Source organism: Pseudomonas sp. LP_7_YM (assembly GCF_004364435.1).
GTDB lineage: Bacteria > Pseudomonadota > Gammaproteobacteria > Pseudomonadales > Pseudomonadaceae > Aquipseudomonas.
On the sequence record NZ_SOCT01000002.1, the window covers coordinates 204,938 to 219,520 of the forward strand.

A 14,583-nucleotide genomic window follows, 5' to 3' on the forward strand; every position below is an offset into this window, starting at 1 on the left:
ATGGCGGCCCTGTGAGCACTGCCAAATAATTTGTTAGTTTCAATAATCTGTGTTGATCAGAGTTATCTCAAGGAGCTGCTGTGCACGAAAACTTTGTTGTCGGGTGTAAGAGTAGTTTGACAGTCCTATTATTTTGGGGTTTGTCTGCGTGCGTAAAAAAAGAAGTGCTACCTACCCCTATCGCTGCAACTGTCACAGGCCAAACATATAAATCGACTTTTGTCTTAGGTCGAACAGGGAACTTTCGAGCTGCTCTATTTTTCGGCAAAGAGCGAGAAATCATTGTGCTCACCGCTATCAGGTTTGAGTTAGATGAACCCGGTGATTGCATAGAAAAAGGTATTCCGTACCATTTGCAAATTCAGTTAAGTAGCAGTGCGCAGACCCTTTTGAAAAAAGAGGTGATGAGCAACACTGTTTGCTTGGGCGAGGGGGTGTCTGGAGAGGAGGCATATGTATACCCAGCGGTGCAGTTCAAAAACGGACTCAGACTTGCACCTGGTAGTTATGATGTGGAAGTTTATGTTTCTGGCGGGGGCGCGCCTTAAGCAGAGATGTCATGATCCAAACGATCAGCTGCATAGGTTGATTTAACTGAGCTTGCATCGTCGCACCAGCTTGTTATCCAGTCGCTGCCCAATAAGCGAAGGGCATATTTCTCGGATCGCTCCTGCATGATGGAGTGTAGGCCAAGCCTCGTCCGTAAGGGGGGGCGATTTCATATGAGTTGTGTGTGCGGCTCAGGCGCTGTTTTAGTTGTGTTCTATATGTATTTTTTGAAGTTTGATCTAATTTGAGAGCGCGAGGGGGTGAGTTGTGAAAGCAAAACTGTTCAGGCTTTGGGGCTTTGGTTTTTTGTTTTTTCTACTGGCAGGGTGTACTGACTATATTTCTATAGTAAAACCAATAGAGATCTCAAAGCCCGGTCAGAAGGTTTCTATTAACTTCTCTGTGAATCAGTTTGGTGGTTATCGATTGGCGATATTTTTCGTTCATAGTTTAGGTCGTGACGCCACTCTTGCCGACTGGGATGCTAGGCGCATGCTTTTTGGTTCGACGAGTGAGCCAGGAGTCGTTGTCCCTGTTCACGTCAAAGTTTTCCGAGATGGCGAACTGTTCTATGAGGGTACTGTGCTTTCTGAAGGTACCGAATGGGGAGAGTCGTTTCAGGTCGGTGAAACACGAAAGAGAGCATTGGTTAGATCGGTAAATCATTTTGGTTTGGAACCGGGAGAGTATTACTTAGAGCTGACAACATTGTCAGATGTTCAGGAATTAGTCAGTATCGAAACATATATTGAGTTTGGTACTTTTGATCCAAAAATTTAATAGCCTGCCAGGTTGTTAACCAGGTATTCAGGTTTGCAGGTTTTTTTTGGTGGTGTGAGGGAGTAAGTAATGACCAATAAGTATAATGTGACATACAAGGTAGCATCGAAGGGCTCGGGATATGTATATCAGGCAAACAAGGGGCGTTTCAATGAGGGTGATTACTCTGTTTCGGCTGCCGGGCATATGTGGTACGTCCTGAGCGATGGGATAACCTCCTCTAGCTATGGCTTTGAGTCGAGGGAAGGAGAACCTATAGGCGCGGGCGTTTTGTCATGGCGGGATGACGCTGCTTATAGGCAGACAATCTATGAGGTAACACTGCAACTTACAGCAGAGCAATACCGTGATCTTAAAGCTTTTTCGAGTGAACCTTCGAAATTCGGATTCAATGATACTGTCTATAATTTCCTAACCAACAGTTGCGTGGATTTCGCCTACGCCTCTTTGAAAGCCATAGGCTACAACGACAGAGGCTTTGAGGGTGCCCCTTTACCTTCAGCCAATGTCCGACATCTCGATACGCTGTTACTAACCCACGGCGCCAATATCGTGCGTAATGATTTGGTACTCAAAAAGGATTATTACGACGCCAAAGACGCACGAATGTGCCTGTGGCTTGGTGGGGCCTATCCATTACTACCGTCGGACCAAGCATCAGGACCTCCATCCGCTGTGATGAATATTGATATCTCTCCCTCTCCGCAACCTCAACGGGGTGTTCCTGACGAAGACAAAGGACGAAGGGATGTGCGTAATGGCTTCGTGGTCAATTTACCCACCCACAGTATTTCTTTTGGCGATGGTTCCCTGAACAAAACGGATTTCACATCCACACAGATAGCGAGCATGGCCTCGGGCGGGGTTCGTCCGGGAGAAGTACAGCGGGATCCCAATGCAAGGCCGAATACGTACCTGTCGCAGTTTTATCAAGACCCAAATGCCGGGAAACGCGACTACGGACTACGCAACGCCGTGACGCTCAACGGCTTGTCTGCGATGACGACGTTTAATACGTTTGTTGATCCGTTGTTGCTTGACCTGACGGGCAACGGCGTGCGAATGACTGATCTGCAGGATGCCGTGTTGTTCGACAGCGATAACAGCGCAACCCTCAAGCGCACAGGATGGGCTGATCGCAGCACAGGCATGCTGGTGGTTGACGATGGGAGCGGGCAGATCACCAGCGTCAGTCAGATGTTCTCTGAATACTATGGCGGTAAAACCGGTGTTGATCGTGCCGCAGGCGAAGTGCGCTTCAAGGATGGGTTCCAGGCTTTAGCCAGTGAGGATGCTGACCACAGCGGAGTGATCGATCACAACGATCCTATCTGGCGCACATTACGCGTTTGGATCGATGCGAGTCATGACGCAAAAACGGGTGAAGGCGAGCTTAAGACGCCTGATGAATTGGGCATCAGCCAGATCATGGTGACCAATGTTGCAAGCAGCGATGAGGTTCGCAATGGTAGTAGAGTGCTGAGTAAGGGCTCGTTCGTGATCAATGGTGAGTCCCGTGAAATGCTCTCTGTGGATTTCCTGGGCGATCCTGTTAGTAATACTGTCGAAGCGCAGAACCACGGCGCTAGGGTTACATCGACGCTAGACGGCATCACTACCACGGCATTCGCCAGCCAAGGTAGTGGCGCGCAAACTCTGAACGCTGAAGAACTAGGTGTGTTGAACGTTTACGGTGCTGATGGAGATGACACCCTGATCGCTGCTCCGCAGGGCAGCTGGCTCGTGGGCGGAGGGGGGAGCAATGCCTATCAGGGGTCTGTAGGTAACGACGTATTTGTTGTCAGTGCTCGCGATGACCCTCGCAACATTCAGGGCAATGGCGGGCGTGACACGGCGATTATTGTGGGCGATGAAGGCGTCACGCTCAATTTGCATCAAGCCGGTTTGACTATCGCGCAGGGCGGTGCTGGGCATGATGTGCTCGTCAGTGGGGGCGCTGGAGGCGTCTTCATTAAAGGCGGGTCAGGGGATTCTGTTCTGATTGGGGGAGCTGGTAACGATGTACTGGCCGGTGGTAGTGGCAAGAACACTATTATTGGTGGTAGCGGTCAGGCCGTGATTTATGCAGGCTCACAAGGCGATCTGATTCATGCTTCGCAGGGCGGCAGCATCATCCACGCTGGTGGTGGGAATGATCGCATTTACGGCGGGCCAGGTAATGATGTCATTGAGGTGGGTGATGGCAATGCGACTGTCGATGGCGGTGGCGGCGTCAACATCGTGTCTCTTCATGGCGGTTACAGTGACTATCGCATAACGCGGAGCGCGGACGGCCATGAGGTTGTCGACAGGGTAAGTGGCAGGGATGGCAACATTTCAATCAAAAATATACAGAAGCTAAATTTCTCAGATATTTCTGCAGTCGACTTGCAATCTTCTAACGCAATGCCAGTGCCGGATTTCATATCGGTTGATCAGCAGGGTAAGACCCTGACGGGCCTTGAGCCAGTGCTGATTTCATCTGGCCAGTTGTTGAAGAATGATCAGCGCTTGAACAGTGTTGGTAATTTACGGATCTCTCAAGTTGGAGATGCAGTGGGCGGCAGCGTCAGTTTGAATGTTCAAGGCGATGTGTTGTTCACCCCGGCTTCCGACAGCTCCGGCATCTGCAATTTCTTTTATAGCCTGGTCGATGATGCAGGCAACCCTGCTCTCTGTGCGGTGGATCTTGCGACTGGCGAAACAGCCCCTATGCGAGCTCGCGTCACTTTGAGCACACCGGATAAGCCGGCTGATCCACTGGTGGCCAAACAGTGGTACTTGAATGCTATCAACGTACTGCCGGTGTGGCAGGACTACACCGGAAAAGGAGTACGAATCGGGCAGTTCGAGCCCGGCGGCGAGTTCGCGACCGCCCCCGAGGTGTTCGATATCCGTCATCCAGATCTGGCTGATAATGTTGATAGCGTTTGGCTGGCTACCGAACAACAGAATCAAACACTGCCGGAGCTGGTTTCCAATCATGCAACGATGGTCGCCGGTGTAATGGTCGCAGCGCGAAATAATGTCGGTGGTGTGGGAGTCGCATACGACGCGCGACTGGGTGGTCATTATTTGGCAAACAGTGGAGAAGATCTGACCAGCCTCGGGAAAATGGTGGGTTATGACGTAACGAACCACAGTTGGGGATTCAAAAATGACTTTGCGTTGAGCAACTTCCAAGATGGCCATATCAATACTGCCAGTGCGTTGGTGTCGAACGCTCGCTATGCCGCGCACAACGGGCGAGGCGGGCTAGGGACTATTATTGTAACCGCCGGAGGGAATAGTCGCGCGTCCGGTGGAACCGCCCAGGGATCATTGATCAACAACAATCGCTTTTCAATCCAAGTAGGGGCAATAAACGCTCAAGGCGACTTGTCCACTTTGCAGGCAGGCTCGGCGCCATTCTCCAACCCAGGTGCAAGCTTGCTGGTTTCTGCCCCGGGGAGTCGAATTTCTGCTGCGAGCCATAAGCTTGAAACTGATCGAGGGTCGAGCTTTGGTGGCGAGTACAGCACAACTCAGGGCACCAGTTTCGCCGCGCCAGTCGTTTCTGGAGTAGTGGCGCTGATGCTCCAAGCGAACCCCAATCTGGGATATCGGGATGTGCAGCAAATCCTTGCTCTGTCTGCGCGCAAGGTAGATGACCTCAACTCCCAATGGGTCGACAACGCCGCAACTCGCTGGAACGGCGGCGGCATGCATAGCAGTGAGGACTACGGGTTTGGCTCTGTTGACGCCTGCGCCGCTGTTCGTCTGGCGGAATCTTGGTCGGTTAAAAGCGTCGGTGAGAATGAGACAGTTGAATCAGTATCCAGCGGTGCACTGGGGGCGACAGTGGGTGCTGGCGAGACTCACCACGCAACGCTCACGCTACAAGGGGACGTTGATGTTGAGCATGTCGAAGTGGACTTTGACGCGGATCTCGGCCGGCTGAGTGATTTGATCGTAAGGCTCAAGGCTCCAGGCAGCACTCAAAGCGTTCTATTGGACCATGCCGGCAAGATCCCGTCGGGAGATACGAGGGCGAGTGAACCAGACAGCGGAAGCGCACAATCCGCTAATTTTAAGTACACGTTTATGTCGACTAATCATTGGGGTGAGAAATCATCAGGGAACTGGAGGCTCGAAGTTGTGAATGCATCCAATGGCTTGCCTGTCAGGGTAAATGGTTGGTCGCTGAGGGCATATGGGCAAGCGAAGGATTCGGACGACACGTACTTTTATACAAACGAATATGCAGGTGCCGTTGCCGCGCAGCCCGAACGCGCCAATCTGGATGACGCGCGCAATGGGCGAGCCGGTGGGCGTAACACGATCAATGCCGGGGCTGTATCTGCTGATGTGGTTCTCGATCTGGCCAGCGGCAATTCTCTGATTGGGGATCAGCAACTTCTGATTGGTTCGCCCGGAGGGATTCAAAATGCGGTAAGCGGTGATGGTAACGACAGGCTTATAGCGAGTAGTGCCAAGGCGTTGCTGGATGGGGGAAGAGGCCAAAACGTACTTGAGGGCGGGGCAGGTCAAGACGTCTTCGTGGTCCACCGCCGAAATCAGGGGAAAGACACGATCATAGGTTTTGATACTCAACGTGAGACCGTCAATCTCGTTGGATTTGGTGGTCAGGGTTTCAATGAGCTGAAAATGACCCAGCAAGACCAAGATGTTTCGATTGATCTAGGACGGAATCAGAGTGTATTGATCACTAATGAATCTCTACTCCAGCTAAGTCAACGCAATTTCACCTTTCAAGATACATTCGTACCACCTGTTGGCTATATGGAGTCAGTGGATGGCCCTGTCATGCCCATCTCGGAGCTTGGTGTTGTAATTCTTGAAGGCGGTGGTGGAGGCGTTAGCTACTCGAGTGACAGCCAAGGACAATTGGTGGCTTCACTTGCAGGACAGGTCTACAGCCACGATAGTGCAAGCTCAGACGTTTTCGTCGTTGCTGCTCAGTCAGGGGTGAATGATTTCCGCAATACACTTCGCGGGTTTAAACACGGCATAGACAAGATCGATCTTAGTCAAACCGGCGTGACGCAGTTTTCTCAGCTCGTGTTGAGTAAATCGAATCGCGCGATGTTGAATGGTTTGGCTCAGATCCATGGTGTGGCTGTTGAGACGCCAGCGTCCGATAAGCGCTCAATACGCTTGCTTTATCTGGACGCACTTGAGGTGTCTCAGTTGGATGAAAGCGATTTCATCTTCGCTGATGCGCCACTACATAGCTCGCAGGCCTCGCAGCAAAGCAACGCTTCGGAGATTTCACCGGCATACGTAGCTAGCTCGCTCAGTTCGATTCCAATTACCGGGCCAGAATCTGTAATGTTCGCTCCTCAGATCCCCAGCGCGCAGAGGCCAACTTTTGACTTTGAAAGCAGGCCTCGCGACATCGATGTTTTAGTCGCCCGGCGGTTCCCGGTAACCAGTGGCAGCGATGTTGGACGCGCGGCACTCGGGCCAAATGCACCGCTGAGAGATCGGTTTGCGGAAATAGCCGCATCGCAGGATAAGTTTTGGGCCGACCATGACAGGAGAATGAGCGAGTTCAGGGTGGGGCGGGATAGCGCTATCAGAGATATTGCAAGCTCCCTTGAAAGCACACGGAGCGTAACTGATGGGGCGATAGGGCAAGTGCTACCTGTATCTCACCCTGCCCGGCTTGAATCCAACAGTAAAGTAGATTCGTTCGACGAGGAAGTTAATACGCCAAGTTTCTTTCAGTACCGAGGTCGGCGAGTCGTTGATATTACTGACGCAAAAAAGATGGTGGACAGTCATTCCAAAATACCTGTGAGCTCTCCGGTTGTACTTCAAAGGGCTTATCTTCAAGAATCGAAGATTCCCGCGTCCTTTTCTTCTATTGGTGATTTAGGCGCTAAACCGATAAAAACTGATACACCATTGCCATCCGATGTGAACTCAATGGGCCCCAATCAAAAGTACGGTGCTGAGCGTTTGGCTCAGGCCTTAGCGAGTTGTGCTCCTGCTGATCCCTTGTCGCATCGGTTCGGATCCCTGTCGACAATGCACCAGCAACCGCTTTTGGCCGTTGACAGTTATTAAGGAGGGAAATTCAGATGTAAAAAAGCCCGCCGCTGATCACTTCAGGGGCGGGCTTTTTCACAAATCTTCTTACCTTTTCAAACCGTACTGCTCATCCAGCATGCCCGGCGAGTCGGGCGCCTTTGGAGCGTAGTCACGAGGCGGTTCGGCGACGGTGCGCGGCGGGGTTAGGCGGTCACGAGGTGCTTGCAGGGCGTCAGGGTGCAGCGCGGCGAGCAGACGTTGACGAGTGATCTCGTCGGTAGCCAGACGATCCGCGCCTTCGGCGAGATGCTCCTGTACATCCTGATAGCTCTGGGACAGTTTCTGCACCAGGTTGGCCGTGCTGTTGAAGTGGGTGACCACCTCGTTCTGATACGTGTCGAAACGCTCCTGAATGTTATCCAGCTGGCGCTGAGTGCTGTTAGGCGCGGCGTGGGGCAGCGCACGCGCCGCGAAGAAACCGATGGCAACGCCAACGATCAGGGCAATAGTCGGTAGCAACCAAACTAAGAGCGAGTAATCCACGAGTCCTTCCTCTATAAACGGCTTTGCTTTACGTTAACGGCTCGAACCTGCGCTGTATAGCGGCGACGCGTCGTCGATATGACAGCCACAGACAATCAGCTAGACGAGTCGACCCATTTGAAGGTCACGGAGTTCATTCTTGCTCATGCGTGAAACCCTTGTATTCATCGACGGCCCGGTGGGCCAACTCGAAGCCCTGTACCTTGATCTGGAGGCGGCCAAGGGCGTGGCGCTGATCTGCCATCCTAACCCGGTTCAGGGCGGCACGATGCTCAATAAAGTCATTTCCACCTTGCAACGCACAGCGCGCGACGCCGGATACATCACCCTGCGTTTCAATTATCGTGGCGTGGGTGCAAGCACTGGCAGCTCGGACATGGGGCAGGGAGAAGTCGACGATGCAGAGGCTGCCGCGAACTGGCTGCGCGAAAAACGTCCCGATCTGCCGTTGACGCTGTTGGGGTTTTCCTTTGGCGGTTTTGTCGCTGCCACCTTGGGCGGACGTCTCGAGGCCAAGGGCGAAACTCTCAGTCATCTGTTCATGGTCGCGCCTGCAGTCATGCGTATCGCCGACCCCAGCGCGCTGCCGCAAAAAGGGCCATTGACCCTGATACAACCGGAAACCGACGAAGTGGTCGACCCACAACTTGTGTATGCCTGGTCTGACGCACTCTCGCGCCCCCATGAGCTGTTGAAAGTGGCAGAATGCGGACACTTTTTTCACGGCAAGCTGACCGACCTCAAGGATCTGATCCTGCCGCGTCTTTCGAACTGATTGCAGCACCCAGAATAAGCGACCCGCCATGACCACTCGTATCCTGACCGGTATCACCACCACCGGTACGCCCCATTTGGGCAATTACGCCGGTGCCATTCGCCCGGCCATCGTCGCCAGCCGCCAGAGCGATGCCGATTCGTTCTACTTCCTGGCCGATTACCACGCTTTGATCAAGTGCGATGACCCGCTGCGCATTCAGCGCTCGCGACTGGAAATCGCCGCCACCTGGCTGGCTGCCGGTCTGGACGTCGAGCGCGTTACTTTCTATCGCCAATCGGACATTCCGGAAATTCCCGAGCTGACCTGGCTGCTGACCTGCGTCGCCGGTAAAGGCTTGCTCAACCGCGCCCACGCCTACAAGGCGTCGGTGGACAAGAACGTCGAAGCGGGTGAAGACCCGGACGCCGGCATCACCATGGGGCTTTTCAGCTACCCGGTGCTGATGGCCGCTGACATTCTGATGTTCAACGCGCATCAGGTGCCTGTGGGTCGTGATCAGATTCAGCACGTCGAAATGGCCCGCGACATCGGCCAGCGGTTCAACCATCTGTTCGGCAATGGCAAGGAATTCTTCGTCATGCCCGAAGCGTTGATTGAAGAGAGCGTCGCGACGTTGCCGGGCCTGGATGGCCGCAAAATGTCGAAGAGCTACGACAACACGATTCCGCTGTTCAGCGGCGCCAAGGAGATGAAAGACGCGATCTCGCGCATCGTCACCGACTCGCGTTTGCCAGGCGAAGCCAAGGATCCGGACAACTCGCACCTGTTCACCCTGTATCAGGCTTTCGCCAGCAAGGCGCGGAGCGAGCAATTGCGTGCCGACCTGCTGCAAGGCCTGGGTTGGGGCGACGCCAAGCAGCGGCTGTTCCAGCTGCTTGATGGCGAATTGGGCGAAGCCCGCGAGCGTTACCATCGTCTGATCGAACGCCCGACCGATCTGGAAGACATCCTACAGACCGGCGCGCAAAAAGCCCGCCGCATCGCCACGCCGTTTTTGGGCGAGTTGCGTGAGGCGGTTGGCTTGCGTTCATTGCGCACGATCGCTCAAGCCGTTACCGCAACGAAGAAGAAAGCCAGCAAGGCTGCGCGCTTCGTCAGTTTCCGCGAAGACGATGGCAGCTTCCGTTTCCGTCTGTTGGCAGCCGACGGCGAGCAACTGCTGTTGTCGCGCAACTTTGCCGACGGCAAAGCAGCTGGCGCAGTGACCAGGCAACTGCAGCAAGGGGGTGAACTGGACATACGGACGCAAGGCGAATCCTTCAGCGTATGGCTGGAAGACGTATGCGTCGCCGACAGCCCTGCCTTCGCCGACACCGCTGCGCGCGATGCTGCGGTGCAGAGCCTGAAACTGGCCTTGACGCCACAACAGGATTAATTGCCATTCCAACGGGCCGTCGCTACAGTGACGGCCCGTTTTTGCTCCTTAGCCAGCGAATATGACCCCCTTAGAAAGCTACCAGAACGACCTGAAAAAACCCGAGTTCTTCCATGATGCTGCCCAGGAAAACGCGGTCCGTCACCTGCAGCGTCTGTACAACGATCTGGTCGCTGCCCACGAGAGCAAGCCGGGCCTGTTCGGCAAGCTGTTCGGTAAGAAAGATGTCACGGTAATCAAGGGCCTTTATTTCTGGGGCGGCGTAGGCCGTGGCAAAACCTACCTGGTCGACACCTTCTTCGAAGCGTTGCCATTCGAAGACAAGATGCGCACGCACTTTCACCGTTTCATGAAGCGTGTGCATGAAGAAATGAAGAAACTCAAAGGCGAAAAGAACCCGCTGACGCTGATTGCCAAGCAGTTCGCCGGGGAAGCCCGAGTAATCTGCTTCGACGAATTCTTCGTGTCGGACATCACCGACGCCATGATCCTCGGCACGCTGATGGAAGAGCTGTTCAAGAACGGCGTGACACTGGTGGCTACGTCGAACATCGTGCCGGACGGCCTTTATAAGGACGGCCTGCAACGTGCGCGTTTCCTGCCAGCCATTGCGCTGATCAAGCAGAACACCGATATCGTCAACGTCGACAGCGGCGTGGATTACCGCCTACGCCACCTGGAGCAGGCTGAGCTGTTCCATTTCCCGCTGAACGAGGTTGCGCAAGAAAGCATGCGCAAGAGCTTCCGCGCCCTGACGCCTGAGTGCACCAAAGCGGTTGAAAATGACGTATTAATGATCGAGAACCGCCAGATAAAAGCGCTGCGTACCTGTGATGACGTGGCCTGGTTCGATTTTCGCGAGTTATGCGACGGCCCCCGCAGCCAGAATGACTACATCGAACTCGGCAAGATTTTCCACGCCGTGCTGCTCAGCGGCGTCGAGCAGATGAGTGTCACCACTGATGACATTGCCCGCCGCTTTATCAACATGGTCGACGAATTCTACGATCGTAACGTCAAGCTGATCATCTCGGCCGAGGTCGAGCTGAAGGATCTGTACACTGGAGGTCGTCTGAATTTCGAATTCCAGCGTACGTTGAGTCGTTTGCTGGAGATGCAATCCCACGAATTCCTGTCGCGCGCGCACAAGCCTTGAAGTAGCTGCGAGTTTCAATCTATACGCTCCCAGGACGCAATCCGTGCCTTGGGAGCTTGACGATTCAGGCTGCTTCAAGCCGCCTGCTGGAATTGCTGGCGATACTGATTGGGCGAGAGTTCGGTGTGTTGTCGGAACAGTCGGGCGAAGAAGCTGGCATCGTCGTAGCCCACTTCGTAGCTGATGGTTTTGATGCTCTTTCGCGAGCCTGACAGCAATCCTTTGGCGGTCTCGATACGCAGGCGTTGCAGGTAATGCAGCGGCTTATCACCGGTAGCGGTCTGAAAGCGGCGCATGAAATTGCGAATGCTCATGCCATGCTCTCGCGCCACATCTTCGAAGCGGAATTTGTCGGCGAAATGCTCTTCGAGCCAGTGCTGGATCTGCAGGATGATCACGTCCTGATGCAGCTTCTGGCCACCAAACCCCATGCGTCCGGGCGCGTAGCTGCGCTGTACCTCGTAGAGAATATCGCGCGCAACAGTCTGCGCGACGTTGGCCCCGCAAAAGCGCTCGATCAAATAGATGTACAGATCGCACGCCGAAATGGTGCCGCCTGCGCAGTACAGGTTGTCGGCGTCGGTCAGGTGCTTTTCCTGATTGAGCAGCACGTTGGGGAAGCGTTCGGCGAATTCATTGAAGAAGCGCCAGTAGGTGGTCGCTTCCTTGCCATTGAGCAATCCGGCTTCGGCCAGCCAGAACACCCCGCTGGCCTCACCGCACAACACCGCACCGCGGGCATGTTGCTCGCGCAGCCATGGCAGGATCTGTGGATAACGCGCACGCAACGTGTCGAAGTTGTCGACGAAGGCGGGCAGGATGATGATGTCGGCATTTTCCAGTGCGCCATCGACCGGAAGCACCACCTCACTGAAGCTGCGCACCTGTTTCCCGTCGGGGCTGACCAGGCGGGTCTCGAATGCGGCTTTCAGGCCCTGGCCCAGTTGTTTGCCGTAGCGCAGGCTGGCCAGATGGAAGAAGTCCTTGGCCTGGGTAAGAGTAGAGGCGAAGATCCCGTCGATCGCGAGGATGCTCACACGCCGCAACAGCGTGGTTTGTTGAATAGACATAATCTGTTGTTCTTATATGGGAAAGTGGTCAAGCGACGGCCTGATCGTCTTATTTTTTGTGGAGTGTGTCCAGTGCCGTGGCCAATCGCATTTGTGATGGCCGGGCGTTTGGTCGCCCGGCGCGAAGTCTCTATAAAGCACGCATCAGGGCGCGGGGTTGGGTTGATCCTTGTGGATGGCCTCGATCGCTGCCAGCACCTCTTCGCAAAGCACCTGTTGCGCGCCGGCGATGTTGCTGTCCAGTTGCTCCAGCGTCGTTGCGCCGATGATGTTACTGGTCACGAATGGACGGCCCGTGACGAATGCCAGCGCCATCTGTGCCGGGTCCAGGCCGTGTTCGCGGGCCAGGGCGACGTAACGCGCGCAGGCAGCTTCCGATTGCGGGTTGAAGTAGCGGGTAAAACGGCTGTAAAGGCTCAGACGGCCTTTCGCCGGGCGTGCGCCGTTGGCGTACTTGCCGGAAAGCAGGCCGAAGGCCAGCGGCGAGTACGCCAGCAGACCGCATTGCTCGCGGAGGGCGACTTCCGCCAGACCCACTTCAAAGCTGCGATTGAGCAAGTTGTACGGGTTCTGGATTGAAACCGGACGCCCCAGGCCGTGGGCATCGGATTCGGCCAGGTATTTCATGGTGCCCCAAGGCGTTTCATTGGACAGACCGACGTGGCGGATCTTGCCCGCCTTGACCTGTTCGTCCAGCACCTGGAGGGTTTCGCGCAGTGGCGTGAACTGCTCATCGCTGTGGGTATAGCCCAGCTTGCCGAAAAAGTTGGTGCTGCGTTCAGGCCAGTGCAACTGGTAAAGGTCAAGGTAGTCGGTCTGCAGACGCTTCAGGCTGGCGTCCAGAGCGGCAACGATATGGTCGCGGTTGAATTTCAGCAGGCCGTCGCGAATGTAATCTATCCCGTTGCCGGGGCCGGCGATCTTGCTGGCCAGAATCCAGTCGGCACGATCACCACGCTTCCTGAACCAGTTGCCGATGATGATTTCGGTGCTGGCGTAGGTTTCTTTCTTCGGCGGCACCGGATACATCTCGGCTGTATCCAGGAAATTGATGCCTGCCGCTTTTGCCCGCTCGATCTGCGCGAAGGCCTCGGACTCGCTGTTTTGCTCGCCCCAGGTCATCGTGCCGAGGCAGATTGCGCTGACATTAAGGTCGGTTCTACCCAGTTTGCGATAGTCCATCTGGCGCTCCTTTTGAAAAGAGCCATAAAAGCAGGTTGAAATTTTTTTCGCAATCTGCATAATTCCGCGTCTCTTTGTCATGGGAGTGATGCCCCGCGACACAAGACACCGCTGCGATCGAGCGCGCTGACCCGAGCCCCCTATAGCGTTCGTGCCCGGCGGCCTTTGACTTGTCAAAGACCGTACTAATGAGTATGCTCCGCCGTCTATTTTTCAGGGCGGCCTTTGAGGCTTTAAAGAATGAAAACTTTTACCGCTAAACCGGAAACAGTAAAGCGCGATTGGTATGTCGTCGACGCTGCTGGCCAGACTCTGGGTCGTCTGGCCACTGAGATCGCGAGCCGTCTGCGTGGCAAGCACAAACCGGAATACACTCCGCACGTCGACACTGGCGACTACATCGTCGTGATCAACGCTGAGCAGATCCGTGTTACTGGCGCCAAGACAACCGACAAGATCTACTACTCTCACTCCGGTTTCCCGGGCGGGATCAAGTCGATCAACTTTGAAAAGCTGATCGCCAAAGCTCCTGAGCGCGTGATCGAGACCGCGGTCAAAGGCATGCTGCCCAAGAACCCGCTGGGTCGCGACATGTATCGTAAGCTGAAAGTCTATGCGGGCGCTGCACACCCTCATACTGCTCAGCAGCCCCAAGAACTGAAGTTTTAACGGAATAGTTCATTATGTCGGCGACTCAAAATTACGGCACTGGCCGTCGCAAGACCGCAACCGCACGCGTTTTCCTGCGTCCAGGTACCGGTAACATCTCCATCAACAATCGCTCGCTGGATTCGTTCTTCGGTCGCGAAACTGCCCGCATGGTAGTTCGTCAGCCGCTCGAACTGACCGACACTGTTGAAAAGTTCGACATCTACATTACCGTCATCGGCGGTGGTGTGAGTGGGCAAGCTGGCGCAATCCGCCACGGCATCACTCGTGCTCTGATGTCCTACGACGAAACCCTGCGTGGCGCGCTTCGCAAAGCTGGCTTCGTTACTCGCGATGCTCGCGAAGTTGAACGTAAGAAAGTCGGTCTGCGTAAAGCGCGTAAGCGTCCGCAGTACTCGAAGCGTTAATTCGCTTTCGTTCAAAAGAACGCTCAGTTTCCTTGCGG

General features: G+C 54.6%; 11 protein-coding genes. 8 read left to right on the plus strand and 3 right to left on the minus strand.

The window, feature by feature from the left end; translation table 11 throughout:
• Positions 1 to 80 precede the first annotated feature (80 nt).
• The 3 genes from EC915_RS05975 to EC915_RS05985 all read left to right on the plus strand — a co-directional run bounded on the left by EC915_RS05975 (position 81) and on the right by EC915_RS05985 (position 7,401).
• Positions 81 to 548 (plus strand): hypothetical protein, encoded by a 468-nt coding sequence (locus EC915_RS05975; RefSeq protein ID WP_133749616.1) that lies wholly within the window; start codon positions 81 to 83, stop codon positions 546 to 548.
• Between the two features lie 268 nt (positions 549 to 816).
• Positions 817 to 1,329 (plus strand): DUF5625 family protein, encoded by a 513-nt coding sequence (locus EC915_RS05980; RefSeq protein WP_133749617.1) that lies wholly within the window; start codon positions 817 to 819, stop codon positions 1,327 to 1,329.
• A gap of 69 nt (positions 1,330 to 1,398) precedes the next feature.
• Positions 1,399 to 7,401 carry a S8 family serine peptidase gene (locus EC915_RS05985; RefSeq protein ID WP_133749618.1) on the plus strand — a complete coding sequence of 2,001 codons (6,003 nt, stop codon included), beginning with the start codon at positions 1,399 to 1,401 and terminating at the stop codon, positions 7,399 to 7,401.
• A gap of 69 nt (positions 7,402 to 7,470) precedes the next feature.
• Here EC915_RS05985 and EC915_RS05990 read toward each other — a convergent pair whose 3' ends face one another.
• Positions 7,471 to 7,908, minus strand: coding sequence for a YhcB family protein (locus EC915_RS05990; RefSeq protein ID WP_133749619.1), 438 nt, complete (start codon positions 7,906 to 7,908; stop codon positions 7,471 to 7,473).
• A 145-nt stretch (positions 7,909 to 8,053) separates the two neighbouring features.
• On the opposite strand from EC915_RS05990, the gene EC915_RS05995 reads away from it, so the two are divergent.
• From EC915_RS05995 to zapE, 3 genes are all read left to right on the plus strand, one after another.
• The gene (locus tag EC915_RS05995) at positions 8,054 to 8,683 is read left to right on the plus strand and encodes an alpha/beta hydrolase (protein ID WP_133750152.1); all 630 of its coding nucleotides are present in this window, start codon (positions 8,054 to 8,056) and stop codon (positions 8,681 to 8,683) included.
• Between the two features lie 28 nt (positions 8,684 to 8,711).
• On the plus strand, positions 8,712 to 10,061 hold the full coding sequence (locus EC915_RS06000) for a tryptophan--tRNA ligase (RefSeq protein ID WP_133749620.1): 1,350 nt from the start codon (positions 8,712 to 8,714) through the stop codon (positions 10,059 to 10,061).
• 61 nt (positions 10,062 to 10,122) lie between these two features.
• On the plus strand, positions 10,123 to 11,217 hold the full coding sequence (zapE, locus tag EC915_RS06005) for a cell division protein ZapE (protein ID WP_133749621.1): 1,095 nt from the start codon (positions 10,123 to 10,125) through the stop codon (positions 11,215 to 11,217).
• 74 nt (positions 11,218 to 11,291) lie between these two features.
• Here the strand turns inward: zapE and EC915_RS06010 are convergent, their stop codons facing one another.
• Positions 11,292 to 12,188, minus strand: a complete 897-nt coding sequence (locus tag EC915_RS06010) for a GlxA family transcriptional regulator (RefSeq protein ID WP_177413357.1) — start codon at positions 12,186 to 12,188, stop codon at positions 11,292 to 11,294.
• Positions 12,189 to 12,431: 243 nt separating this feature from the next.
• A complete protein-coding gene (locus EC915_RS06015) occupies positions 12,432 to 13,469 on the minus strand; it encodes an NADP(H)-dependent aldo-keto reductase (RefSeq protein ID WP_133749623.1) in 1,038 nt (345 codons plus the stop codon).
• A 240-nt stretch (positions 13,470 to 13,709) separates the two neighbouring features.
• On the opposite strand from EC915_RS06015, the gene rplM reads away from it, so the two are divergent.
• Together rplM and rpsI are read left to right on the plus strand one after the other, a co-directional pair.
• On the plus strand, positions 13,710 to 14,138 hold the full coding sequence (gene rplM, locus EC915_RS06020; RefSeq protein ID WP_133749624.1) for a 50S ribosomal protein L13: 429 nt from the start codon (positions 13,710 to 13,712) through the stop codon (positions 14,136 to 14,138).
• Between the two features lie 14 nt (positions 14,139 to 14,152).
• Positions 14,153 to 14,545: a 30S ribosomal protein S9 gene (gene rpsI / locus EC915_RS06025; protein WP_133749625.1), complete on the plus strand. Its 393-nt coding sequence runs from the start codon at positions 14,153 to 14,155 to the stop codon at positions 14,543 to 14,545.
• Positions 14,546 to 14,583 lie beyond the last annotated feature (38 nt).

Excerpts from the sequence above, each read along its gene's own strand:
- EC915_RS06000 (WP_133749620.1), top strand. The coding sequence starts at position 8,712 with ATGACCACTCGTATCCTGACCGGTATCACCACCACCGGTACGCCCCAT.
- EC915_RS06015 (WP_133749623.1), bottom strand. The coding sequence starts at position 13,469 with ATGGACTATCGCAAACTGGGTAGAACCGACCTTAATGTCAGCGCAATC.
- rpsI (WP_133749625.1), top strand. The coding sequence starts at position 14,153 with ATGTCGGCGACTCAAAATTACGGCACTGGCCGTCGCAAGACCGCAACC.
- EC915_RS05995 (WP_133750152.1), top strand. The coding sequence starts at position 8,054 with ATGCGTGAAACCCTTGTATTCATCGACGGCCCGGTGGGCCAACTCGAA.
- rplM (WP_133749624.1), top strand. The coding sequence starts at position 13,710 with ATGAAAACTTTTACCGCTAAACCGGAAACAGTAAAGCGCGATTGGTAT.
- EC915_RS05985 (WP_133749618.1), top strand. The coding sequence starts at position 1,399 with ATGACCAATAAGTATAATGTGACATACAAGGTAGCATCGAAGGGCTCG.
- zapE (WP_133749621.1), top strand. The coding sequence starts at position 10,123 with ATGACCCCCTTAGAAAGCTACCAGAACGACCTGAAAAAACCCGAGTTC.